Annotated in this window: 24 protein-coding genes; 11 read left to right on the forward strand and 13 right to left on the reverse strand. The window is 67.3% G+C overall.

The window, feature by feature from the left end; translation table 11 throughout:
• Window positions 1-28 precede the first annotated feature (28 nt).
• Entirely contained in the window at window positions 29-310 is a 282-nt protein-coding gene (locus PVZ72_RS05595) for a peptidylprolyl isomerase (protein WP_133862742.1), read from the reverse strand.
• 153 nt (window positions 311-463) lie between these two features.
• Here PVZ72_RS05595 and PVZ72_RS05600 point away from each other — a divergent pair, with 153 nt between their 5' ends.
• Window positions 464-1312, forward strand: coding sequence for a CAP domain-containing protein (locus tag PVZ72_RS05600; RefSeq protein ID WP_273861401.1), 849 nt, complete (start codon window positions 464-466; stop codon window positions 1310-1312).
• Between the two features lie 157 nt (window positions 1313-1469).
• Here PVZ72_RS05600 and PVZ72_RS05605 read toward each other — a convergent pair whose 3' ends face one another.
• On the reverse strand, window positions 1470-1850 hold the full coding sequence (locus PVZ72_RS05605; RefSeq protein WP_273861497.1) for a VOC family protein: 381 nt from the start codon (window positions 1848-1850) through the stop codon (window positions 1470-1472).
• Between the two features lie 61 nt (window positions 1851-1911).
• Window positions 1912-2247: a CopM family metallochaperone gene (gene copM, locus PVZ72_RS05610; protein WP_133862745.1), complete on the reverse strand. Its 336-nt coding sequence runs from the start codon at window positions 2245-2247 to the stop codon at window positions 1912-1914.
• Between the two features lie 416 nt (window positions 2248-2663).
• On the opposite strand from copM, the gene PVZ72_RS05615 reads away from it, so the two are divergent.
• Window positions 2664-3854, forward strand: a complete 1191-nt coding sequence (locus PVZ72_RS05615) for a sugar transporter (RefSeq protein WP_273861402.1) — start codon at window positions 2664-2666, stop codon at window positions 3852-3854.
• Window positions 3855-4011: 157 nt separating this feature from the next.
• Complete coding sequence (locus tag PVZ72_RS05620; RefSeq protein WP_187979981.1) at window positions 4012-4479, forward strand: DUF4442 domain-containing protein; 468 nt, start codon at window positions 4012-4014, stop codon at window positions 4477-4479.
• 247 nt (window positions 4480-4726) lie between these two features.
• Here PVZ72_RS05620 and PVZ72_RS05625 read toward each other — a convergent pair whose 3' ends face one another.
• Window positions 4727-7126: a DEAD/DEAH box helicase gene (locus PVZ72_RS05625; RefSeq protein ID WP_273861403.1), complete on the reverse strand. Its 2400-nt coding sequence runs from the start codon at window positions 7124-7126 to the stop codon at window positions 4727-4729.
• Window positions 7127-7306: 180 nt separating this feature from the next.
• Between PVZ72_RS05625 and PVZ72_RS05630 the strand changes: the two genes are divergently transcribed.
• The 3 genes from PVZ72_RS05630 to PVZ72_RS05640 all read left to right on the forward strand — a co-directional run bounded on the left by PVZ72_RS05630 (window position 7307) and on the right by PVZ72_RS05640 (window position 9867).
• Complete coding sequence (locus tag PVZ72_RS05630) at window positions 7307-8668, forward strand: cation:proton antiporter (RefSeq protein WP_273861404.1); 1362 nt, start codon at window positions 7307-7309, stop codon at window positions 8666-8668.
• Between the two features lie 29 nt (window positions 8669-8697).
• The gene (gene trhA, locus PVZ72_RS05635; RefSeq protein WP_133863286.1) at window positions 8698-9324 is read left to right on the forward strand and encodes a PAQR family membrane homeostasis protein TrhA; all 627 of its coding nucleotides are present in this window, start codon (window positions 8698-8700) and stop codon (window positions 9322-9324) included.
• Between the two features lie 144 nt (window positions 9325-9468).
• On the forward strand, window positions 9469-9867 hold the full coding sequence (locus PVZ72_RS05640; protein ID WP_273861405.1) for a septal ring lytic transglycosylase RlpA family protein: 399 nt from the start codon (window positions 9469-9471) through the stop codon (window positions 9865-9867).
• A 6-nt stretch (window positions 9868-9873) separates the two neighbouring features.
• On the opposite strand, the gene PVZ72_RS05645 is transcribed toward PVZ72_RS05640, so the two are convergent.
• Window positions 9874-10890 (reverse strand): GGDEF domain-containing protein, encoded by a 1017-nt coding sequence (locus PVZ72_RS05645; RefSeq protein WP_273861406.1) that lies wholly within the window; start codon window positions 10888-10890, stop codon window positions 9874-9876.
• 245 nt (window positions 10891-11135) lie between these two features.
• Here PVZ72_RS05645 and PVZ72_RS05650 point away from each other — a divergent pair, with 245 nt between their 5' ends.
• Window positions 11136-11768, forward strand: a complete 633-nt coding sequence (locus PVZ72_RS05650; protein ID WP_273861407.1) for a DJ-1/PfpI family protein — start codon at window positions 11136-11138, stop codon at window positions 11766-11768.
• Window positions 11762-12385: a glutathione S-transferase family protein gene (locus PVZ72_RS05655; RefSeq protein ID WP_273861408.1), complete on the forward strand. Its 624-nt coding sequence runs from the start codon at window positions 11762-11764 to the stop codon at window positions 12383-12385. The genes PVZ72_RS05650 and PVZ72_RS05655 overlap by 7 nt, the downstream gene beginning before the upstream one ends.
• Before the next feature lie 15 nt (window positions 12386-12400).
• On the opposite strand, the gene PVZ72_RS05660 is transcribed toward PVZ72_RS05655, so the two are convergent.
• The gene (locus tag PVZ72_RS05660; protein WP_187979975.1) at window positions 12401-13261 is read right to left on the reverse strand and encodes an ion transporter; all 861 of its coding nucleotides are present in this window, start codon (window positions 13259-13261) and stop codon (window positions 12401-12403) included.
• A gap of 72 nt (window positions 13262-13333) precedes the next feature.
• Window positions 13334-14320 (reverse strand): LysR family transcriptional regulator, encoded by a 987-nt coding sequence (locus PVZ72_RS05665; protein WP_273861409.1) that lies wholly within the window; start codon window positions 14318-14320, stop codon window positions 13334-13336.
• A 239-nt stretch (window positions 14321-14559) separates the two neighbouring features.
• Here PVZ72_RS05665 and PVZ72_RS05670 point away from each other — a divergent pair, with 239 nt between their 5' ends.
• From PVZ72_RS05670 to PVZ72_RS05680, 3 genes are read left to right on the forward strand one after another with little or no spacing between them, the layout of a single operon-like run.
• Window positions 14560-15855, forward strand: coding sequence for an MFS transporter (locus PVZ72_RS05670; protein WP_263259797.1), 1296 nt, complete (start codon window positions 14560-14562; stop codon window positions 15853-15855).
• Window positions 15856-15871: 16 nt separating this feature from the next.
• Entirely contained in the window at window positions 15872-17101 is a 1230-nt protein-coding gene (locus PVZ72_RS05675) for a Zn-dependent hydrolase (RefSeq protein ID WP_263259808.1), read from the forward strand.
• 1 nt (window position 17102) lies between these two features.
• A complete protein-coding gene (locus PVZ72_RS05680; RefSeq protein WP_263259810.1) occupies window positions 17103-18122 on the forward strand; it encodes a histone deacetylase family protein in 1020 nt (339 codons plus the stop codon).
• Between the two features lie 39 nt (window positions 18123-18161).
• On the opposite strand, the gene PVZ72_RS05685 is transcribed toward PVZ72_RS05680, so the two are convergent.
• The 6 genes from PVZ72_RS05685 to PVZ72_RS05710 all read right to left on the reverse strand — a co-directional run bounded on the left by PVZ72_RS05685 (window position 18162) and on the right by PVZ72_RS05710 (window position 23224).
• Entirely contained in the window at window positions 18162-18509 is a 348-nt protein-coding gene (locus tag PVZ72_RS05685; RefSeq protein ID WP_263259811.1) for a cupin domain-containing protein, read from the reverse strand.
• A 102-nt stretch (window positions 18510-18611) separates the two neighbouring features.
• Entirely contained in the window at window positions 18612-19640 is a 1029-nt protein-coding gene (locus PVZ72_RS05690; RefSeq protein ID WP_263259812.1) for an ABC transporter substrate-binding protein, read from the reverse strand.
• Entirely contained in the window at window positions 19631-20767 is a 1137-nt protein-coding gene (locus PVZ72_RS05695; protein WP_263259814.1) for an NAD(P)/FAD-dependent oxidoreductase, read from the reverse strand. The genes PVZ72_RS05690 and PVZ72_RS05695 overlap by 10 nt, the downstream gene beginning before the upstream one ends.
• A complete protein-coding gene (locus tag PVZ72_RS05700) occupies window positions 20764-22125 on the reverse strand; it encodes an FAD/NAD(P)-dependent oxidoreductase (RefSeq protein WP_273861410.1) in 1362 nt (453 codons plus the stop codon). The genes PVZ72_RS05695 and PVZ72_RS05700 overlap by 4 nt, the downstream gene beginning before the upstream one ends.
• Window positions 22122-22412 (reverse strand): (2Fe-2S)-binding protein, encoded by a 291-nt coding sequence (locus tag PVZ72_RS05705; RefSeq protein ID WP_273861498.1) that lies wholly within the window; start codon window positions 22410-22412, stop codon window positions 22122-22124. Before PVZ72_RS05705 ends, PVZ72_RS05700 begins: the two co-directional genes overlap by 4 nt.
• 17 nt (window positions 22413-22429) lie before the next feature.
• Window positions 22430-23224 (reverse strand): ABC transporter permease, encoded by a 795-nt coding sequence (locus PVZ72_RS05710; protein WP_133863274.1) that lies wholly within the window; start codon window positions 23222-23224, stop codon window positions 22430-22432.
• Window positions 23225-23226: the final 2 nt, after the last annotated feature.

The following is a 23226-nucleotide window of genomic DNA, read 5'->3' on the forward strand; positions in this document are numbered from 1 at the left end:
CCCGCCTTCAGCGGGAGCACCGGCGCGATCAATCCTCGCGGCTGGTGACTTCCACCAGGTGATAGCCGAACTGGGTCTTTACCGGACCCTGGACCTGGTGCAGCGGCGCGCTGAACACCACGGTGTCGAATTCCTTGACCATCTGGCCCGGGCGGAAGGTGCCCAGGTCGCCGCCCTGGCGGCTGGAGGGGCAGCTGGAATTGTCCTTGGCCACCTGGGCGAAGTCGGCGCCCCCTTCGATGGCGGCTTTGAGTTCGTTGCACTTGGCTTCGTCGGAAACCAGGATGTGGCGGGCAGAGGCTTTGGCCATGGGAGAGACTCCTGTTGAATGAGCCGGCGAGCCTACCCCAATCACCCCTGCAAGCAAACTGCCATCCGTTCCTCGGTTGGCCAGGCGGCTGGCTTGCGCCTCGCGTTCAGGCCGGGTACATAGCGCTTCCCTGTTTTCCGGATCCGCTCGCGCATGCCTCGTCTATCTGTCTTTTCCCTGTTGCTGACTACCGGCCTGCTGGCCCAGGCCGCCCTGGCCGCGACGCCCGAGGAGGCGCGGCTGGTCAGCCTGATCAACGCCTATCGCGCCGCGCCCCAGGGCTGCCCCGGCACCCGCGCCGCGGCGCCCCTCGCCGCCGACGGTCGCCTGGCGGCGGTGCGCCTGACCGGTCGTGATCGGCTGCAGAGCGATCTGCGCGCCGCGGGTTATCAGGCGTCCGCGGTGCAGGTGATCATGCTGGCAGGCGCGCCGACCGCCCAAGCGGCCATGGCCGGGCTGCGCCAGCAGTATTGCGGACCGCTGGCCAGCAGTGACTATGCGCAGATCGGGGTGAGTCAGCAGGGACCGCGCTGGCAACTGGTGCTGGCGCGGCCGGTGGTGAGCGCCGGCCTGGGCGACTGGCAGACCGCCGGCAAGGCGGTGCTCGCCGAGGTCAATCGCGCCCGGGCCCAGGCGCGCACCTGCGGCACCCGCCGCTTCGCCGCCACCACGCCGTTGCGCTGGAATCCGGCGCTGGCCAATGCCGCCCTGGCCCACAGCCAGGACATGGCCGGGCGCGACTACTTCTCCCACACCGCCCCCGGTGGCGGCACCGTGGCCGAGCGGGTAGCCAGGCAGGGTTACGGCTGGACCCGCATCGGCGAGAACATCGCCGCCGGCGCCGGTTCGGTCACCCAGGCGATGCAGGGCTGGCTGGCGAGTCCGGGCCACTGCGCCAATCTGATGAATCCGGAATTCACCGAAATGGGCGCGGCCTATGCCCTGAATCCGCGCAGCACCCACAGCCTCTACTGGACCCAGGTGTTTGGCCGGCCGCGCTAGGCGCTGTACGAAAAGTGCCTGCACTCGGTGATGCGTCGTTGAAAAAGCCTTCGGAATGCTCGTTTACCATTCGTAAACTCGGTCGCGAGCCCGGTCCGCTTCCTCAGGCTTCTTTTCGCCTCGCCTGACCTTCGCTCGGCGACCTTTCGCGCAGCGCCTAGGTCGGGTATTCGGCGATCTCGATCAGGTTGAGGTCGGGATCGCGTACATAGACCGAGCGAATCGGTCCGGTGGCGCCGGTGCGCGCCACCGGGCCTTCGATGATCGGCCAGCCTTCGTGCCGCAGATGGGCGATCACTCGCTCCAGCGGCTCACGGGCGATGAAGCAGAGGTCGAGGGCGCCCGGCACCGGCAGGTGGGCCTTGGGTTCGAATTCGTGCCCCCGCTCGTGCAGATTGATCTTCTGGTCGCCATAGCGCAGCGCCTTGCGCCCCGCGCCGAATGTCTCCAGGCGCATACCCAGCACCCGGGTGTAGAAATCCTCGCAGGCGGCGAGGTCCGTGGTGGTCAGGACCAGATGATCCAGATGGTCGATCAGCATGGTGGTCTCCGTGTCGGGACTGGCAGCTCACTGTGCCAGTCCCAGACGCGGCGCACCATCACTTGGCGTGGGCCTTGATCCAGCGGTTGAGCTGGTCGATTTCCTTCTGCTGGGCCTGGATGATGTCTTCGGCCAGCTTGCGCATCTCCGGGTCCTTGCCGTGCTGGAGCTGGTAGCGGGCCATGTCCACGGCGCCCTCGTGGTGGGCCAGCATGCCCTTGGCGAAGGCCAGGTCCGGGTCCTTGGCCTTGAGGCCTTCTTCCATGCCCTGGTGCATGGTCTCCATGCTCTTTTGCATGTCCTGGTGGGCCGGGTGCTGGGTCTCGGCGGCCTGGGCGACGCCGCCCGCCAGCAAGGTGAGGGCGAGCAGGGTGGAGGTAAGGGTAATACGCATGTTCAGAGCTCCTGACTGGGCTGATGACGCGAGGCTAGAGCTTGCCCCTGGGGCAAGGTCAATGACCCGCTGCCTTTCGCCAACAGCTTGAGCCGGACAAAAGGTTTCGCGATGTTTTGTCGCAGCGACGGGCAGCTGCCAGGCCGGTTACCAGGCGAAAAAGCGCCGCCGATCAGGCAGTTGGATACTCTGGACCGCCAATCGCGGCAGCCGGGCGCAACTGCGGGTGGTTGTGAGGGTCCGAATCGACAGCGTAGAATTTTTACCACATCCAATTCCAATCCCTACCTACAGCAGACTTCTCGCTCGCGAACAGGCGTCGCAGGCGGGCCAAGCCTTTGCTCGTGGGTTTTCGTCGTCGGCTTTCTGCCTGGAAGTCGCTGTCCACCCTTTCGCTCTGGAGTAGAAGACCCCCCATGGATGCTACCGCCGAAGCCCGGAAATCCAGCTGGTCCGGTGTCATCGCCCTGGCCCTGGCCGCCTTCATCTTCAACACCACGGAATTCGTCCCGGTGGCGCTGCTCAGCGACATCGGCCGCAGTTTCGACATGCGTCCCTCGCAGGTCGGGTTGATGCTGACCATCTATGCCTGGGTGGTCGCCCTGATGTCGCTGCCGATGATGCTCGCCACCCGCTCCATCGAGCGGCGCCGCCTGCTGATGTTCGTCTTCATTGTTTTCATCGCTTGCCACGGCCTCTCCGGGGTGGCCTGGAGCTTCGAGGTGCTGGTGGCCAGCCGCATCGGCATCGCCTTTGCCCATGCGGTGTTCTGGTCGATCACCGCCTCGCTGGCGGTGCGCATCGCCCCGGCCGGCAAGCAGACCCAGGCGCTCGGCCTGCTGGCCACCGGCACCTGCCTGGCCATGGTGCTGGGCATTCCGCTGGGTCGGGTACTGGGCGAGTTGCTGGGCTGGCGCTACACCTTCGTCGCCATCGCGGCGCTGGCGGTGGGCACGGTCCTGTGGCTGGCGCGCAACCTGCCGCTGCTGCCCAGCGAGAACTCCGGTTCCCTGGCCAGCCTGCCGGTGCTGTTCAAGCGCCCGGCGCTGCTATGCATCTACCTGCTCACCACCCTGGTGGTGACCGCCCACTTCACCGGCTACAGCTACATCGAGCCCTTCGCCGTGGAAGTGGCGGGCATGGGCGGCATGCAGATCACCGCCTTGCTGCTGCTGTTCGGCGGTTCCGGGGTCATAGGTTCGCTGCTGTTCAGCCGCTACAGCCTTAGATTCCCCAATGGCTTCCTGGTCGCGGCCATCGCCGGCATCGCCCTGTCGCTGCTGTTGCTGCTGCCCTTCGCCTGGAAGAGCTTCATGCTGGAAGGGCTGAGCGTGGTCTGGGGCATCACCATCATGAGTTTCGGCCTGGCGCTGCAATCCAAGGTGCTGGCCCTGGCCAAGGACGCCACCGACGTCGCCATGGCGCTGTTCTCCGGCATCTACAACGTCGGCATCGGCGGCGGTGCCCTGCTGGGCAGCGTGGTGGGAACCCATGTCGGCATGCCCTACATCGGCCTGGTGGGCGGCAGCCTGGCGGTGGCCGGCCTGCTGTTCGCGATCTTCATGACGCGGCGCTACACCGAGCAGCTCAACGCCAACCCGCTGTAAGGCCCGCGGGCGCCTCCTCGGCGAGGCGCCCCGGCCACGCGACCCGGGGGTCGCGAACTGTCTGCCGGGCCGCGTCCGCCAGTCGTGGAGCGGCCCGGGACGAAGCGCTAAGCTGCGGACACCTGGCGCTCCGGCCAGGCTGCCGGATGCGCTCGCCATGAATCGACTGCTGTTCAATCTCTTCGTCTGGACCAAGGTGCCCATCGCCAAGATCGCCGGCCTGCGCCTGCGGCACCTGGACGATGCCGGCTGCCAGATGCAGGTCACCCATGGCTGGCTGAACCAGAATCCCTTCAAGAGCATGTTCTGGGCGGTGGAGGGCATGGCGGCGGAATTTTCCACCGGCATCCTCGCCGACCGGCACATTCGCCGTTCCGGCAGCCGCTACGCCATGCTGGTGGTGGCCATGAGCGCGACCTTCAGCAAGAAGGCCGTGGGCACCCTCGTCTTTCGCTGCGACCAGGGCGCGGCCATCGCCGCAGCGCTGGTGCGCGCCCGGGAGACCGGCGAGCCGCAGCAGGTCGAGCTGCGAAGCGTAGGCACCGACGAAAGCGGTGAGCAGGTGTCGGAGTTCTTCTTTACCTGGAGCTTCAAGGCGCGGGTGCCGCTAGGGACGTCCCGGTAGGAGCGACTGTCTTTATCGCGGCCACTCCTATAGGAATATCCGTTTCACGTAGGAGCGGCCCATGGCCGCGATCGGCAGCGTGATCCACGGGCAGGATGCTTCGAGGGGTGGATAAGGCTTCGCCGTTATCCACCCTACGCGGTTGATCGCGGCCATGGGCCGCTCCTACGGTTACCATGGTACCTGTGGCAGGCGGACCGCCATGGCCGCGATTGGTAGCGTGACCCCCGGTGGCTTTCCGCGCCGCCTAACGCCCGAAGCGCCCACTGCGCCGCTCGCCCCGTCCCTGGCGGCGCTCGCCCTTGCCTTTGCCCTGACCCTTTTCCTGGCCGCGTGGCCGCCGCCGGCGCGACAACTCCCGGGTGATGGCGTCGTTGAGCAGGTCGCGATGGTCCTGGCCGCGTTCCAGCGCCGGAAACAGCTCGGGCAGGCTGCGCGACAGGTGCAGATAGGTCTCCACCACGTGCAGGGCGCTTTCCAGCCCGGCGAGATCGGTGCCCATGGGGATGCGCGGCAGGTCCACCGGCTCGCCACGGGCGACGCTGCGCAGCCAGCGCTGGGCCTGGCCGCTGGCCGGGCCTTCCAGGCCGCCGCGGATCGGCGTGCAGGCGAAGATCCAGCGCAGCTGGAAATCGATGCCGGGCAGGTCGATCAGCTTGATCCACTCGGCCAGCTCGTCGGGCAGTACCGAGACGAAGGCGTCGCCATAGTTGATGTTGCGATTGAAGGTCAGCCAGGTGCGCAGCAGGCTGGGCTCTTCCATGAACTCGGACAGCGCGCGCAGGTGCTCCAGACTCGGCCGCACCTGGAACTGGTGCAGGTCCACCGGATCGTCCGGACTGTGGAACAGCCGCTTGATGTTGCGCAGCACATGGGGCTCCAGCGCGGTGATCTCGCCTTCGGCATGGTGACCGAAGCGCCCGGCGCGCCCGCCGATCTGCTTGACCTCCTGCACCCGCAGTGGACGATTCTCCACTCCGTCGAATTTCTCGTCGGTGTAGAAGCACAGGGTATGGGCCGGCAGGTTGAGGCCCATACCCACCGCATCGGTGGCGACCATGATCTCGGTTTCGCCTTCGCGGAAGCGGCGTGCCTGCTCCCGGCGCACTTCCGGCGAGAGGGCGCCGTAGACCACCGAGACCCGGCGGCCGGCCATCTCCAGCAGTCCCTTGAGTTCCAGCACCACCCGCCGGCTGAAGGCCACCAGCAGCGAACCCGGTTCCAGGCGTTCCAGGGTGGTGGCGTGGCGCGCCACCGTGACCGGTGACAGGCGCTTGGTGGGCTTGATCTCCAGACGGTCCTCGCAGAGGGCGCTGAGGGTGCGCAGCGAAGGTTCGATCAGCGCCGGACCGGTCATCAGCAGGCGTTTGGTGTGGGCACTGACCAGGGCATCGACCCAGGCCCAGCCGCGCTGCGGATCGGCCAGCATCTGCACCTCGTCGACAACCACCACCTCCCACTGCTGGCGGCGGAAGCGGGCGAATTCCTCGACGGTGCAGCAGAAGTGGGTGGCGCCCGGACGGATGATCTCCTCCTCGCCGGTGACCAGCGAGCAGGGTACGCCGAGGGATTCCAGGCGCTCCTGGTTTTCCAGGGCCATCAGCCGCAGCGGCGAGAGGTAGATGGCATGGGTCACCGCCGCCATGGCCTCGATGGATCTGTGGGTCTTGCCGCTGTTGGTGGGGCCGAGCAGGGCGGTCCAGGTGCGGGTCAGCCGCCGGGCCGGATAGTTCTGGTGGTACTGGCCGAAGCGCGGGTTGTTTTCCAGCAGCACGGCGAAGGCCATCTTCTCGCGCTGCTGGGCCACCGCATGGCGCAGGGCGCGGCGCAGCTTGTCGGCTTCCAGGCGCATCAGCTCCTGCAGACGCGGCGTGCCCAGCTGGTGCAGGTCGAAGTCCAGAGCGTCGGCTTCGCCCACCAGCACGGCGAAACGCTCGCGCAGGTCCCTCTCGGCTTCGGCCCTGAGCGCGGCGACATCGGCAGCGCCGAGCAGGCGGCCCTGGTTGGCCGCCAGCCGCCGGGGGATCTCCAGGCGAATGTCGTCGTGGGTCAGGACCACGTTGAATCTCAGTTCGTGGCGCGTCTCGTTGAGCACCTCCACCGCCCGCGGCAGGAAGTCGTCCAGACGGATCAGCGCATGGGGCACCCGCTCCAGCACCCGCTGGCGATCCTCGTCGGCCATCTCGGCGAAGGGCACCGCCAGGAGGCCCAGACGCTCGCGCACAGCGTCACCCAGGCGCTCGCCGACCGCGGCGGCGAAGGCTTCGGCGCAAGCGCTGTCAGCCAGATTGAGCGCCCAGTGGGGTTCGAGCAGTTCGCTTGCCGCGCCGCCGGTAAAGAGCTTTTCACTGCCGAAGACATCCACCGGATAGCCGAAGGTCTTGCCGGCATTGAGCAGCGCCTGGCCGAGCAGGCTGTCGGGATCGGGCGCGCTGCCTGCAGCCTCCGCGGCGGCTTCGTCCAGACCCAGCCAGAAGGCCTTGGCGATCCGCCCCAGGTGCGGCAGGGGATAACCCGAATAGGGCTTGAACCAGAGTTCCTGGTGCTGTTGCCTGGCGACGAAGTCGGGATGGGTGCGGCCGGCCCAGTCGAGGAAGCGCTGCAGGCGTTCGAGGCGGCGTTGCTTGCGGAGGCGGTGATCGCTCATGCGAGGAGAGATTTTCCTTGGGGACTATAGGGCATGGGACCCCGGCGATGGGCACGGGGTCACGGCTGCGCGCGCCATTCGGCAGATAGGGGGCACCGTGGCTGCGTTTGCGCAGTCTCCATCACAAGGGTGGCGTTCGCCACCCGCTCTCCTTCTTCTGTTCTGGATCACGCTACCCACATGACATTTCTCGTCTGGGTCGGGGTATTGGGATCGCTGTTGATGATCCTGGCCCTGACATCCGCCTATCTGCGCTGGCTGCCGGTCACCACCTCGGTGGTCTGTCTGGCCTTCGGCATGCTGATCAGTCCCATCGGCCTGGGGCTCGCCGAGGTCAACTTCCAGGAGTCGGCGACCTGGATCGGCCACCTCACCGAGGTGGCCGTGCTTTTCTCACTGTTCGTCAGCGGCCTCAAGCTGCGCCTGTCCTTTCATCGCTCCTCCTGGCACGGCGCCTACCTGCTGGCCGGGCCGGTGATGATCCTCAGCATCGCCGGGGTTTGCCTGGTGGCCCACTATCTGCTCGGCCTGCCCTGGGGCGTGGCCCTGCTGATCGGCGCCATCCTCGCACCCACCGATCCGGTGCTGGCCGGGCTGGTGCAGGTCAACCATGCCCAGGATTTCGACCGGGTGCGCTTCGGTCTCTCCGGCGAGGCGGGTCTCAACGACGGCACCGCCTTTCCCTTCGTGCTGCTCGGCCTGCTGCTCCTGCAGCACGGCGAACTGCAGTGGGGCTGGACCCTGGAGTGGTTCCTCAAGAATGTGGTCTGGGGCGTGCCGGCGGGCCTGCTGCTGGGCTATTTCATGGGAAAGGGGGTCGGACGGCTGATGATCTTCCTGCGCACCCGGCATGGCGACAGCACCATCTCGCCCAATGACTTTCTCGCCCTGGCGCTGATCGCCCTGTCCTATGTGCTGGCCGACGAGATCGGCGCCTTCGGCTTTCTCGCGGTGTTCGCCGCCGGCCTGGGCCTGCGCCAGGCCGAGGTGCAGACCTCCGGCCACGCGGAAGTGCCTTCCGAGCACCTGGCGCAGCCGGTGATCGGTCATCTCACCGGCGCGCCGGAGCGCGCCACCGTGGCCAGCGCCGAGGACATCGAAGAGCCGCGGATGGCGGCCGGGGTGATGATGGGTGACATGCTCGCCTTCGGCAGCCTGGTGGAGCGCTCCTTCGAGGTGCTGCTGGTGACCCTGCTCGGAGTGGTGCTGATCACCCACTGGGACAGCCGCGCGCTGCTGCTGGGCGCCTTGCTGTTCGTGGTGATCCGCCCGCTGGGCGTGGCCACCATGCTGCCCTTCACCCGCATCGATCGCCACCAGGGTGCGCTGATCGGCTGGTTCGGCATCCGTGGCATCGGTAGCCTGTATTATCTGTGCTACGCGCTCACGCATCACGTCACGGCCGACTGGGCCGGGACCATCGTCGACCTGACCCTGTCGGTGGTGGCCTTGAGCATCGCGGTCCACGGGATTTCGATCCAGCCGCTGCTCGACCGCTACGAGCGCCTCACTGCCCGTCGCGAGGGCTCGTCGAGACCCTGAGCCCGTTTGCGACCCATACCGGAGGACGCATGTATCACGGCGAACGTCTCAATGCCTGGACTCATCTGGTCGGTGCCCTGCTAGCCCTGGCCGGCGCCATCACCCTGGTGGTGCTGGCCAGCCTGCAGGGCGATCCCTGGCGCATCGTCAGCGTGGCCATCTACGGAGTCGCGCTGGTGATCCTCTACAGCGTCTCGACCCTCTACCACAGCGTGAAGGGGCGCGCGAAACGCCTGCTGCAGAAGCTCGATCACCTGTCGATCTATCTGCTGATCGCCGGCAGCTACACGCCGTTCTGCCTGGTGACCCTGCGCGGGCCCTGGGGCTGGACGCTGTTCGGCATCGTCTGGGGCCTGGCGCTGATCGGCATGGCGCAGGAGCTCAAGCCGCGCTCGGAGGCGCGCATCCTGTCGCTGGTGATCTACGCCGTCATGGGCTGGATCGTGCTGGTGGCGGTGGGACCGCTGCTGGATCGCCTGGGCGGTGAAGGCTTCGCCTGGCTGGCGGCCGGCGGCGTGCTCTATACCGTGGGCATCCTGTTCTTCGTCTTCGACGATCGCTTCCGCCACTGGCATGGCATCTGGCATGGCTTCGTCATGGCCGGCAGCGCGCTGCACTTCGTCGCCATTCTCAGGTACGTGCTACCGGCGCCCTAGGGGGGTCTTGAGGCGCTCGTCACAGATAGGATGGCCGTTGGCCATCCCTGGCGAACCTCCGGGGGACGCCCGGGTTCAGAGCTAGCTGAACCCGATCCCCGAGCGTTGCTTTCCCGAAAACGAAGAAAAAGAGGAAGGTGAAACGTGTTCATCCGTCCCAGATCCCTCGTGTTGCTCCTGGTGCTCGCCTGCAGCGCCTGCCAGGAAAAGGACGCCAAGACCGTCGCGGCGCCGATCAAGAAGGAAGCCAGCTTCGAACAGCGCGGCAAGGCCTCCTTCTACGCACGCAAGTTTCACGGCAAGGAAACCGCCAGTGGCGAGACCTTCAACAACAACGAGCTGGTCGCCGCTCACAAGACCCTGCCGCTTGGCACCCGGGTCAAGGTGACCAACCTGGAAAACGATCGCGCCGTGGTGGTGCGCATCAACGACCGCGGCCCCTATATCCGCGGCCGCATCATCGATCTTTCGCGCGCCGCTGCCCGGCGGGTGGACATGGTCGACGACGGCACCACCGCGGTGAAGGTGGAAAAGCTGGAGTAGCGACCCTCAACGGATCCAGACGGTCTGGTCCTTGCCCTGGCGCTTGGCCCGATAGAGCCCTTCGTCCGCCTGGCGCAGCAATTCGTTCAGCGACAGCTCCGGCGTGAGCCGTAGCGCCCCGGCACTGAAGCGGATACCCAGGGGCTCGGCTTCAGCCAGGCGCCTGCGCAGGGTTTCCAGCAGCTGACTGACCCGCGCCTCGTCGAGGTCGCGGATCAGCAGCCCGAATTCCTCGCCGCCCAGCCGGCCGCCTTGCAACCGCGGATCGAGTTGATCGAGTTGCCGCGCCGTGGCGAACAGCACCTGGTCACCGACCTGATGGCCGTGGCGGTCGTTGATCTCCTTGAAGTTGTCGATGTCGAGCATGACGAAATGCCTGGGCGCCTGCCCGCTCTCGCCGCGGGCCGCGTCGACCCGCTCGAGGAGCTTGCGGCGGTTGGCGATTCCGGTGAGTTCATCGGTCTCCGCGAGAATCCGATAGCGCTCCTTGAGAATGAAGGTCCGCCGCATCCACTGGCTGTTGGCGTGGTTGTAGGCGATGCCGATGGCCAGGGTGGCGCCGACCAGCAACCCGACCAGCTGCACTGGCATGGCGGCGGGTATCAGTTGCGCCTGACCGGCGAAGAGGATGAAGGCGGCGCCGGCGAGGGTGATCAGGTAGTGGGAGAGGCGATAGGTCAGGCCGCAGGTGCCCAGCACGACGACGATGGCAATGGGGAGATTCCAGTAGTGACCCAGGGCGCCGCCATCCTGGATCTGGATGCGAAAGGCGAGGATGAGCGCCCAGATGTTGCCCGTGAAGGTCAGACTCATCATGCGCGCGCTGCGCGCCACGCTGAGCAGGGCGCTGATCCCCAGCAACAGCAGCATCAGCGCGAAATAGCGCGCCTTGTAGGGACTGCCGATCAGCGGATTGCTCCACAGACTCAGCGGCCACATCGCCAGCATCAGGGGCTGCAACACCAGCAGGGGCGTGCGCAGTACCCGGCGGACATGCTGTTCATAGCGAATATCGTCGTCCATCGACATCTCGGAAGGGAGTAGGGCCGCTGGACGATGGCAAATCGGCCGATGGCTCGGCCAGGGTGCGTCACTGTAATGGCTAAGTGCTAGTGCTTCCAAGTAGGTCAGGGGTGCTATTGCCCGCCTTAGAGCGGTTTGTCGATGGCCGGCCTGACTGTATGGCCAGCCTGGCGCGGCACTGTATCTGGCCGACGCCCGCCCGTGAGGCCGAGACTCTCGCTTCACCCCGCGCCCCTGGTAGCCCCATGCACCTCGCCATCCTCACCTTCGACGGCTTCAACGAACTGGACTCCCTGATCGCCCTGGGCCTCCTCAATCGCATCAAGCGTCCGGACTGGCGGGTCTCGCTGATGGCGCCGACCCCCTGCGTGACCTCCATGAACGGCGTTCGCCTGGAGCGTCAGGCCGGCTTCGACGAACTGGCGGACTGCACCGCCGTGCTGGTGGGCAGTGGCAGCCGTACCCGGGAACTGGCGCGAGACGCCGCCCTGCTGGAACAGCTGGCGGTGCTCGACCCCGGACGCCAGCTGATCGGCGCCCAGTGCTCCGGCACCCTGTTGCTGGCGCGCCTCGGCCTGCTCGACGGTGTACCCGGCTGCACCGATCTCACCACCAGGCCCTGGGTGCAGGAAGCCGGCATCGAGGTGCTGGCGCAACCCTTCTTCGCCCGCGGCAACCTGGCCACCGCCGGCGGCTGCCTGGCCTCCAGCTACCTGGCGGCCTGGGCCATCGCCCGGCTGCTGGGCCGCGAGGCCGCGGCCGAGGTGCTGCATTACGTGGCACCGGTGGGCGAGAAGGAGGACTATGTGCAGCGCGCGCTCGGCAATATCGAGCCCTATCTCAATGATCCATTTCTGGAGGTCGCCTCGGCATGCTGAAGATCCTTGGTCGCGTCTCTTCGATCAACGTCCGCAAGGCACTCTGGTGCCTCGACGAACTGGGCCTGGGCTATGAGCGCGAGGACTGGGGCGCCGGCTTTCGCTCGGCGCAATCCGCCGAGTACCTGCAGTGGAATCCCAATGGCCAGATCCCGGTCCTGCTGGACGGCGACTTCGTGCTCTGGGAATCCAACAGCATCCTGCGCTACCTGGCCAATGCCCATGGCGGCGAGGCGCTGTATCCCACCGCGCTGCGCGCCCGGGCGCGGGTCGATCAGTGGCTGGACTGGCAGGCCTGCGAACTCAATCCGGCCTGGAGCTACGCCTATCTGGCCCTGGTGAAGCAGCAGCCAGCGGAACCCGATCCGCAGCGCCTGGCGCAAGGTGTCGCCGCCTGGAACGAGCGCATCGCCATTCTGGAAGCGCATCTGGCGCAGCACGGCCCCTATGTGGCCGGCGAACACTTCAGCCTGGCCGACATCGCCCTGGGCCTGTCGCTGCACCGCTGGCGCAGCACCCCGCTGGAGCGCTTCGCGGCGCCGGCGATCGAGGCCTATCTCGAACGTCTGGCCACGCGCCCGGCCTGGGCCTGCTATGCCAGCGACGCCACGCCCTGAGACGCAGCGTCCGGCCTAGTGGGCCGACTCTTCCGGCTGGCTCTTCTCAGTAGGAGGGAACAGCGGATTGCCGCAGCGATTGCAAAAGGAGGAGTCGGGCTCGTGGGTAGGCTTCTGGCAGCGTGGACAGTCGCGCTGTAGCGTGGCGCTGCGCATGGCGTTGGCCAGCTCCGCGGTAAAGATGCCGGTGGGCACGGCGATGATCGAATAACCGGTGATCATGATCATGCCCGCCAGGGTCTGGCCCAGTGCCGTCTTGGGCACCATGTCGCCGAAGCCCACGGTGGTCAGGGTCACCACCGCCCAGTAGATGCTGCGCGGGATGCTGGTAAAGCCGTTGGCCGGTCCTTCGATGACGTACATGAAGGTGCCGAACATGGTCACCAGGGTGCAGATGGCCAGCAGGAAGACGGTGATCTTCTGCCGGCTGCTGCTCAGCGCCACCATCAGGAAATCTGCCTGGCTCAGGTAGGGCGTCAGCTTGAGCACGCGGAACACCCGCATCATCCGCAGCACCCGGATGACGAGGAAATACTGGGCATCGGGCATCAGCAGGGCGATAAAGGCCGGCAGCACGGCCAGCAAATCGATGAAGCCATAGAAACTGGTGACGTACTGGCGTGGCCGGGGCGCGCAGATCACCCGCAGCAGGTATTCGATCGCGAAGAGACCGGTAAAGATCCATTCCAGTCCATAGAGCCAGCTGCCGTAGCGCAGATGGATGGCCTGGATGCTGTCCAGCATCACCACGCCCAGGCTGGCCATGATGACCGCCAGCAGCAGGGTGTCGAAGAGTCTTCCGGCCGGGGTGTAGGTGTGGAAGATGATGATGTACAGGCGCTCGCGCCAGGTGCCTGGGCGAGGGTAGGGATCCATGGGAGCTCCTTGGCAGGGATATCCAACGGATCAGCATAGCAAGACCCTTCCCGTGGACCGAGTGAAAGCGCCCTAGAGCCGCGCGGCCACCTCGGTGGTCGCCAGCAGATGCTGGAAGCCTTCCAGCAGCGCCGTTTCCGCCTGGGTCATGCGCTGCTCGCGGTGCCAGAGCAGGTGCACGTCGACATCGGCCACGCCTTCGCCGGGCGGCAGTCGCCAGAGTTGGCCGGCGGCCACGTCATCGGCCACTACATGCTGGGGCAGACAGCCGATGCCGTAACCGGCGCCGACCAGGCGGCGGATTTCTTCGAGGCTGGGTGAGGAAGCGACGATCCGTCCGGTGAAGCCCTGCTGATCGCGAAAGATGGTGAGCGGCGAGAGGCTGCCGCCAATCTGGTCGCTGGTGAAACTGACGAAGTTCTCGCCCTGCAGATCGGCCAGCGACAGGTCACTGCGCCCGAACAGGGGGTGGCGACGTCCGCAGAAAAAGGCATAGCGCTGCTGCAACAGCACCCGTTGCTCCAGTTTTGGCTGAGGAATACGGCAGAGGGCGAGGCCCAGGGTCGCGGTCTTCTGCAGCAGGGAGCTGATGATGTCCGAGCTGCGCATCACGTCGATCTCCAGTTCCACCCGCGGAAAGCGGCGGTGGAAGTCGGCGAGGAAGTCGTCGTAGCAGCGCGACTGGATGCGGCTGATGGTGAGCATCCGCACCTTGCCCACCACGGTTTCCGTTGAGCGCTCCAGCGCAGCGCCGAGACGGGAGACGTTGCCATAAAGGTCGCTGGCGATGCGGGCCACCTCTTCGCCGGCCTCGGTGAGGGCGAAGCGCGGCCCCCGGCGAATGATCAGCCCGCGATCGAGTTGTTCCTCCAGCCGCTTGAGGGCTTGGCTGACGGCTGGCTGAGTCAGGTGCAGCCGCGCGGCCGCACGACTCACGCTGCCCTCCTGAACGATCACCAGATAGGTGCGCAGGAGATTCCAGTCCAGCCGATCGTTGAGAAAACGCCGGCCGTCTGGCAAGGGCGCGGGGGAGAGCGGTTCATCCTGATTATTAGCCATGCTTATAGATAGGTATAAGAATTAGAAAATTGACTAATCTTAGCCTGCCAAGGGATAACGACGTCAAGGCGCCCTAGAACGCTCCTGCATTCTTCTCTCTCTCCTGCCCAACAAGAACGATATCCCCAGGAGTGCTGCGTCCATGTCTCCCTGACCGCCCCTGCCCATCGCTCTCCGTGCGTCCGGCCTTTGATCCGCCGCGCCGCTTCCTTTTCCGGCAGTCGATAGGAGCACCCTGCATGCCGTCCACCTCACCGCGTCGCCAACCCAGGCGCGCCGCCGCCGCTGCCTTCGTGGGCACCACCATCGAGTGGTACGACTACTACATCTTCGCCACCGCCGCCGCGCTGGTCTTCGGCCAGCTGTTCTTTCCCTCCGAAGACCGCTTGCTGAGCACCCTGGCCGCCTTCGGCACCTTCGCCGTGGGGTTCTTCGCCCGGCCATTGGGTGGCCTGGTCTTCGGCCATATCGGCGACCGCATCGGCCGCAAGAAATCCCTGATCGTCACCCTGCTGATGATGGGCGTGGTCACCGTGCTCATCGGCGTGCTACCCACCTACAGCCAGGCCGGCGTCTGGGCGCCGATCCTGCTGATCCTGCTGCGGGTGGTGCAGGGCATCGCCGTGGGTGGCGAATGGGGCGGCGCCGTGCTGATGGCCGGCGAGCATGCACCGGCCGGTCGACGGACCTTTTTCGCCTCCTTCGCCCAGTGGGGCAGCCCGGCCGGCCTGATCCTGTCGATCATCGCCTTTCGTAGCGTCACCAGCCTGCCGGAAGAGGATCTGCTCGACTGGGGCTGGCGCCTGCCGTTCCTGGCCAGCGCGCTGCTGCTGGTGGTCGGCCTGGCCATCCGCCTGGGCGTGGACGAGTCCCCCGAATTCGCCGAGATGAAGGAGCGCCAGGAAACGGCCAAGGCGCCGGCGGCCGAAGTGCTGCGCACCGCCTGGCGTCCGCTGCTGCTGTGCATCGGCGCCAATACCCTGGGCATCGCCGGAGTCTATTTCACCAACACCTTCATGCTCAGCTACACCACCCAGGTGCTGGAGTTGTCGCGCTCGCTGATCCTTGATTGCCTGCTGTTCGTCGCCCTCATCCAGTTCCTGGTCCAGCCGCTGGCCGCGCTGCTCGCCGAGCGTATGGGCAGCGCACGTTTCCTGCTGTTGATCGCGGCCCTGGCCATGGCCTCGCCCTATCCGATGTTCGTGCTGGTCAAGACCGGCTCGGCGCCGCTGATCGTGCTGGGAATCGCCCTGGCGGCCGCCTGCATGGCGTCCTTCTATGCGGTGATCGCCGGCTTCGTCAGTGGCGTCTTCGCTACCCGGGTGCGCTACACCGCCATCTCCATGGCCTACCAGGTCTGTGGCGCCATTGCCGGTGGCCTGACCCCCATGGTCGGCACCCTGCTGGCCCATCGCTTCACGGGCGAGTGGTGGCCGCTGGCGGTCTTCTATTCCCTGCTGGCCGGCCTGTCGCTGCTGTGCGTGGCGGCTCTGGCGCGCCGCCGGGAGGCCACCGCCCATGTCTCTCACGCCTGAGCACAAGGAATCCCGCATGTATAAAGTTGATGGCGAGCGCCTCTGGCAGAGTCTGGCGGCCATGGCCGAGGTCGGCCCGGGCGAGGCCGGGGGCAGCAGTCGCCTGGCCCTGAGCGAAGAAGATCGCCAGGGGCGGGCGCTGTTCAGCCAGTGGTGCGTGGCCGCCGGCCTCAGCCTGACGGTGGACCCCATCGGCAACCTGTTCGCCCGTCGTCCGGGGCTTGATGACCAGGCCGCGCCGGTGGTCATGGGCAGCCATCTGGACACCCAACCCAAGGGCGGTCGCTTCGATGGCGTCTATGGCGTGCTCGCCGGGCTGGAGGTGATGCGCAGCCTGAACGACGCGGACATCCAGACCGATCGACCCCTGGAACTCGCCGTCTGGACCAACGAGGAGGGTGCGCGCTTCACGCCGGCCATGCTGGGTTCCGCGGTCTTCACCGGGCAGTTGCCCCTGGCCGAGGCCCTGGCGACCTGCGACCGTGACGGCATCTCCGTGGCCACGAGTCTGGAACGCACCGGCTATGCCGGCGACCAGCCGTTGGGGCGGTCCTTCGATAGCTATTTCGAGGCCCATATCGAGCAGGGCCCGGTGCTTGAAGACGAAGGCCTGGCCGTGGGCGTGGTCACCGGGGGCCAGGCGATCTGCTGGCTCGACGTGTGCGTTCGCGGCACCGCGGCCCACGCCGGCACCACCCCCATGGCCAGGCGCCGGGATGCCCTGTTCGGCGTCGGCCGGATGCTGGCGGCGCTGGAGGATCTGGCTTTTCGCTTCGGTGACGGACTGGTCACCGTGGGGCAACTGGACGTGGCGCGCTCCTCGCGCAACACCATCGCCGGCGAGGTGCGCTTCACCCTGGACCTGCGTCACCCCCAGGACCAGACCCTGGCAGCGCTGGAAACCGCCGCACGCGATTGCCTGGCCGCCGTGGCCGACGAGCGCGGCTTGTCGCTGGACGTCCAGCGGCACTGGCTGAGCCCTGCCACCCCCTTTGCCGCCGACTGCGTCGGCGCCGTGCGCGAGGCGGTCCAGGCGCTGGGCTATCCCCACCGCGACATCATCAGCGGCGCCGGTCACGACGCCATCCACCTGGCCAGGCACTGCCCCACGGCGATGATCTTCATCCCCTGTGCCGGCGGCCTGAGCCACAACGAGGCCGAATCGGCCAGTTTCGATGACGTCCGCCGCGGCGCCGACGTCCTGTTCAATGCCGTGCTGGCCCGCGCGGGCCGTCAGGAGAGATGACATGAAGACCTTTTTCCATCCCGATCAGCGCCTGCATCATCCGCGCAGCTACCTGTCCCGTGGCCAGATGCGCACCCCCCAGGAAGTGCCGGCCCGCCTCGACGCCCTGCTGGCCGCGGTGGAGCGGCTGGGCTATCCCCTCGAACAGCCGGCGGATCACGGCCGCGCGCCGCTGCATGCCGTGCACGGCGAGGCCTATGTGACCTACCTGGAGAATGCCTATCGCGACTGGCACCAGGTGCCCGAAGACTGGGGTGACGAGGTGATGTCGAACATCTATGTCCGCGAGAACAACCCATTGCGTGGCATCCTTGGCCAGACCGCCCGCTACCTGGCGGACGGCAGTTGCCCGATCGGCGCCCAGACCTGGGCCGCCGTCTATGGCTCCGCCCAGAGCGCGGTGGCGGCGGCGCGCTGCGTACGTGACGGCGAGCCGGCCGCCTATGCGCTGTGTCGCCCGCCAGGCCACCATGCCCGGGCCGAGGCGGCTGGTGGTTTCTGCTACCTGAACGGAGCGGCCATCGCCGCCCAGGAGCTACGGACGCGCTTTGCCCGAGTCGCCATCCTGGATACCGACATGCACCACGGTCAGGGCATCCAGGAAATCTTCTACGAGCGCGACGACGTCTTTTACCTGTCGATCCACGGCGATCCGACCAACTTCTATCCGGTGGTGGCCGGCTTCGCCGACGAGCATGGCAGTGGGCAGGGCGAAGGCTGCAACCTCAACCTGCCGATGCCCCATGGCGCCTCCGAGGCCGACTTCTTCGCCCGGCTTGAGGAAGCCGAGGCGGCGCTACGGCAGTGGGCGCCGGACGTGCTGGTGCTGTCCCTCGGCTTCGACATCTACGAAAACGATCCTCAGTCCAAGGTGGCGGTGAGTCAGGCGGGATTCGGCGTGCTGGGCGAAAGGATCAAGGCCCTGGGACTGCCCACGGTGATCGTGCAGGAAGGGGGGTACGACCTGGACACCCTGAGCGACAACGCCGAGCGCTTCTTCCGCGGCTTCGACGGTCGCTGAAGCCTGGGCCGCCGGCAGCGGTGCCGGGGCCTGGCGGGATCAGGCGAAGACGAAATACTTGCGCACCGTCTCGACCACTTCCCAGGTGCCCTTCATGCCGGGTTCGACGACGAAGATGTCGCCGGCCTTGAGGTGAATGGGTTGCTGGCCATCGGGGGTGATGATGCAGTACCCCTCCTGGAAGTGGCAGTACTCCCACTTCACGTAGTCGACGCGCCACTTGCCGGGGGTGCAGATCCAGGTGCCCATGATCTTGCTGCCGTCATCGGAGGTGTAGGCATTGAGGTTGACGGTATGGGGCTCACCTTCGATGCGCTCCCATTTGCAGGCATCGACCACGGGCAGGGGTTGGGTGTCGCGCAGAACGGTGATGGGCGGGTTGGCCATGGCGGCTCTCCTGGTGATGGAAGCCGTCAAGGGTGAGGGGTCGCCCCGGACCGGAGTTGTCCAGGGTCGACATCCAGCGGTGCGTTTGCGCTGTTCGAGCGACTAGCGCTCCACCTGCCGGTTCCAGCGGGCGTTCCACTGCGGCCGCACCTTGTTGACCTCATCCCAGTCGATGGTCACGGCGGTCTTCAGGTAGTTCTGCATGGCGTCCACCTGGCCGCGGGTCTTGTCGGTGGTGGGGGTGTTGGGGTTGGACGGGATCTGGTCGCCCAGTTCCAGCGCCGGCGCCTGGGCTTCGGGCGTCAGCAGGTATTCCGCCAGCTGCTGGGCCAGCTCCGGCTGGTCGTTGTTGGCGGTCACGCATTCGGCGACGTTGAGCACCACGGCGCCTTCCTTGGGCGGCGCGTATTCCACCGGGATGCCCTTGAGCTTGAGCGCGGTGACCTGGGTGGGCGTGAGCGGGAACAGTGCCGCCTCGTCGGTCTGCACCATCTCCGAGAGCTTGGCCGAACTGGGGATGTACTCCAGCACATTGGGGCCGACGGTGGTGGGCCAGGCCTTGAAGCCGGGGTCGACGTCCTGCTCGGTGCCGCCCTTGAGGCGGTTGAACATCAGGAAACCGTGCAGGCCGAAGGTCGACGAGGACAGCGACTGGAACACCACCTTGCCCTTGTACTTGGGATCGGCGAGGTCCGCCCAGGAGGTCGGCGCCGCCCAGCCCTTGTCCTTGAACAGCCGGCTGTTGTAGGCCAGACCGGTCACGCCCAGGCTGACGGCGGCGGCCTGGTCCTTGATCTTGGCCTTTTCGGGAATCTGCGCCAGGCTCGCGCTGGGCTTGAGCGGGCTGCAGAGATTCATGCCGATGGCGCGGTACATGATGCCGTCGTCGAGAAACATCACGTGGATCGGCGGCTTCTGCGGACTGGCCTGGACCTTGGCGAGGATGTCCGCCGAGGTGCCGGGCACGATCACCACCTTGACGTTGTGCGCCTTCTCGAAGGCGGGCAGCACGCTGTCGGCATAGAGGCGCTCCATGGTGCCGCCGTTCATGCCGAGGTAGAGCGTCGGTTCGGCCACGGCGGCCAGGGGCAGGCCGGCGAGGGCCACGAGCAGGGCGGGGGTCAGGCGCATGATTGGGAACTCCTGGGCTGGGAAGGGAAACGGGCGATGGAAAAGGCCTGCAGGCTGTGCCGGGGCGCGCCCTGCAGGATGCACTCGGCCAGGGCTTCGCCAGCCGCCGGCCCGATCTGGAAGCCCGCGCCGGCAAAGCCGAAGCCGTGCAGCAGGCCGGGGGTGGTAAGACTGGGGCCGAGCACCGGCTGGTGATCCGGTAGATAGCCCTCGACGCCGCTCCAGGTGCGGATGGCCTGGGCACCGGTGAGAGCCGGATAGAGTTCGGCGGCGTTTCTGAGGATGTCGAGGATGGCCAGCTGGCCGGGGCGGGCGCGATCGGCGTCGAGGGCGAAACCGCGCCCGCCGCCCAGCACGCAATTGCCGCGCGCCACCTGGCGGGCATAGATGCCGCCGCCTTCCACGCCGGTGCTGGCGCTCATGAAGGGCGGCAGCGGTTCGGTCACCAGCATGGCCGGATGGGCCGCGGTGAGGGGGACCGGCTCGCCGAAGCGGGCGGCCAGCTCCGCGGCCCAGGCGCCGGCGCAATTCAGCAGCCAGGGTGCGCTCAAGGTCAGGCCGCTGTCGGTGCGGAGCTGGAAGCGCTGGCCGTCGTGCTCGACGGCGGTCACGGCGGTACGCTCGAAAATCTGCGCGCCGGCACGCGCGGCTGCCCGGGCGAAGGCCGGGGAGACCAGCCGTGGATTGGCGTGGCCGTCCTCCGGGCAGAAGGAGGCGCCCACGGCGATGTCGCCGACCCAGGGAAAGCGCCGGCGCAATTCGCTCCGGTCGAGCAGTTGCAGGTCGAGGTCGAAGCCCTGGCTGGCCTGGGCATAGGCCTGCAGGGAGGCGAAGTCGGTGTCGCTGCGGGCCAGCTTGAGGTGGCCGGATCTGAGGTATTCGCCATCGGTACCCAGCAGGTCCTGCAGACCGCCCCAGAGCTGATGGGCGCGACTGGACAGCGGCAACTGCACCAGCGGGCGGCCCTGGCGGCGCACCCCGCCGTAGTTGACGCCACTGGCCTGGGCGCCGCAGAAGTTGCGTTCCAGCAGCGCGATGCGCTGGCCGCCCTGGGCCAGGAACAGCGCCGCGCTGCTGCCGACGATGCCGCCGCCGATGATCAGGACATCCACGTCCAGCCGGCTCATGGCGCCAGCTCCACGCCAAAGGGCAGCGGCTTGATCGGCGCCTGGGCGCGCAACCGACCGATCTGGTCCAGCGGCCGACCACTGGCGCAGGCGATCAACTCGGCCGCCGCCGCGCCGCAGATGCGGCCCTGGCAGCGGCCCATGCCGACCCGGCAGGTGGCCTTGACCCGGTTGATCTCCCAGTGCCCCTGATCCACCGCAGCGCGGATCTCGCCGGCGCTGACCTGTTCGCAGCGACAGACCATGAGTTCGTCCGGCGCCTTGGCCGCCCAGTCCGCGGGGAAGGGGAAGGCCCGCTCCAGGCCCTGGCGAAAGACCTCGAAGCGCGCCAGGCGTGCCTGCAGGGCCTGGATACGCGCCCTGTCCACCGGCACGCCACGATCATCCAGCAGACTCAGGGCTGCCAGTTCGCCCGCCAGTTCGGCAGCATCGGCGCCCTGGATGCCGGCGCCGTCGCCGGCCAGGTAGACCCCGGTCTGACTGCTGCGTCCACCACTGTCCCGTACCGGCAACCAGGCCCGGTTGAGAACGCTCCAGGCGAAGTCGCACCCCAGCAGGTCGGCCAGCTGGGTCTCGCTGCGCAGCGTCTGGCCGAAGCCCAGCGCATCGCACTCCAGTCGATGCGCTTCGCCGTCGGCGGCGCGCCAGCGCACGGCTTCCACCCGGCGCTCGCCCTCGACCGCCAGGAGATCGGCGCCCTGGTGCACGGGTACGCCGTGCAGTGCCAGCCAGCTGCGGTAGTAGAGGCCCTTGGCGAAGGTGGCCGGCTGGCCGAGCAGGGCCGGGGTGGCCGCGGCCTGGTCGCGGAAGGGCGCGCTGTCCAGCACCGCCAGAGGCTTGGCCCCGGCCTTGGCGTATTGATAGGCGACGAGATAGAGCAGCGGACCGGTACCGGCCAGCACCGGGCGGCTACCGATGGCGCAGCCCTGGAACTTGAGCGCCACCTGGGTGGCGCCCAGGCTGTAGACGCCCGGCAGGGTCCAACCCGGCACCGGCAGGATGCGGTCGGTGGCACCGGTGGCGACGATGACCTGGTCGAAGGCCAGGCGATCGACATAGCGGCCCTGGCTGAGGGTATCCAGGGCGCGCGCTTCGGCATTCCACACCAGGGTGTCGGGTCGATAGTCCAGCTTTGCCTGCGCGGCCTCCAGCGCGCCGTGCAGCGCCTGGGCCTTGCCCGCTTCGAAGCCGTACAGCGCCTTGATCGGACGCTGGAAATTACCCGGTTGCTGGCGATAGATCTGGCCGCCGCCGCGGGCGCTTTCGTCCAGCAGCACCGGCTCAAGGCCATGGGCGACCAGGGTCTGGGCCGCGCGAATGCCCGCCGGCCCAGCACCCACCACCACTACGGCGCTCACAGCGGCCGCCCTGGATCGCGGCTGACCTGCTGGCCCGCTTCGAGAAAGGTGGCGCAGGCACGCACCCGGCGGCCGTCGGCCAGGCGCACCCAGCAGTCCTGGCAGGCGCCCATCAGGCAGAAGCCGGCGCGGGGTTCGCCGCCGAAGTCGCTGCCGCGCAGGTGATCGCTCTGGGTCAGGATGGCGGTGAGCAGGGTGTCGCCCTGCAGGCCCTCGGCCGGCTGGCCGTCGAGGGTGAAGACCAGGGTCGGGCGGTCGCATTCGGCCACCCGCTTGAGCAGTGCCATGGACGGGTCTCGGCTGTTCATTGTTTGCCCACCAGCACGCGATCCAGGCCATAGATGCGGTCGAGCAGGATCATGGTGGCCGCGGTCAGGGCGATCACCAGCGCCGACACCGCCGCCATCATCGGATCGATGGATTCGGTGGCGTAGACGTACATCCGCACCGGCAGGGTCTGGGTCGCCGGCGAGGTGACGAAGATTGACAGGGTCACCTCGTCGAAGCTGTTGATGAAGGCCAGCAGCCAGCCGCCGGCCACCCCGGGCAGGATCATCGGCAGGGTGATGCGGCAGAACAGCGTGGTGCGACTGGCGCCCAGGCTCTCGGCGGCCTGCTCGGCACTGCGGTCGATGCCGATGGCGGCGGCGATCACCAGGCGCAGCACATAGGGGGTGATCACCACCACGTGGGCCAGCACCAGCCAGCTGAAGCTGCCATTCACCCCCAGCAGGGCGAACAGCCGCAGCATGGCCACGCCCAGCACCAGGTGCGGGATGATGATCGGCGAGAGGAACAGGCCGTTGAGAAAGCCCTGGCCGGGAAAGCGGTAGCGGGTGATGGCCAGCCCCGCCGGCACCGCGATCAGCGTCGCCAGGGTGGCCGACAGCGCCGCCAGCTGCAGGCTGTTGTAGAAGGCGGTGAGAAAGTCCGCTCGCTCGAACACGGCGGCGAACCAGCGCAGCGAAAAGCCGGAAGTGGGCAGGCTGAGGGTGTTTTCCGGAGTGAAGGCCACCAGGCAGACCACCACCAGCGGCGCCAGCATGAAGACCATCACCAGGGTATGGAAGGCGAGCCCGAGCGGGCCGTTGCGGGTCATGA

This window comes from Pseudomonas sp. LA5 (assembly GCF_028640825.1).
GTDB classification, from domain to species: domain Bacteria; phylum Pseudomonadota; class Gammaproteobacteria; order Pseudomonadales; family Pseudomonadaceae; genus Chryseomonas; species Chryseomonas aestiva.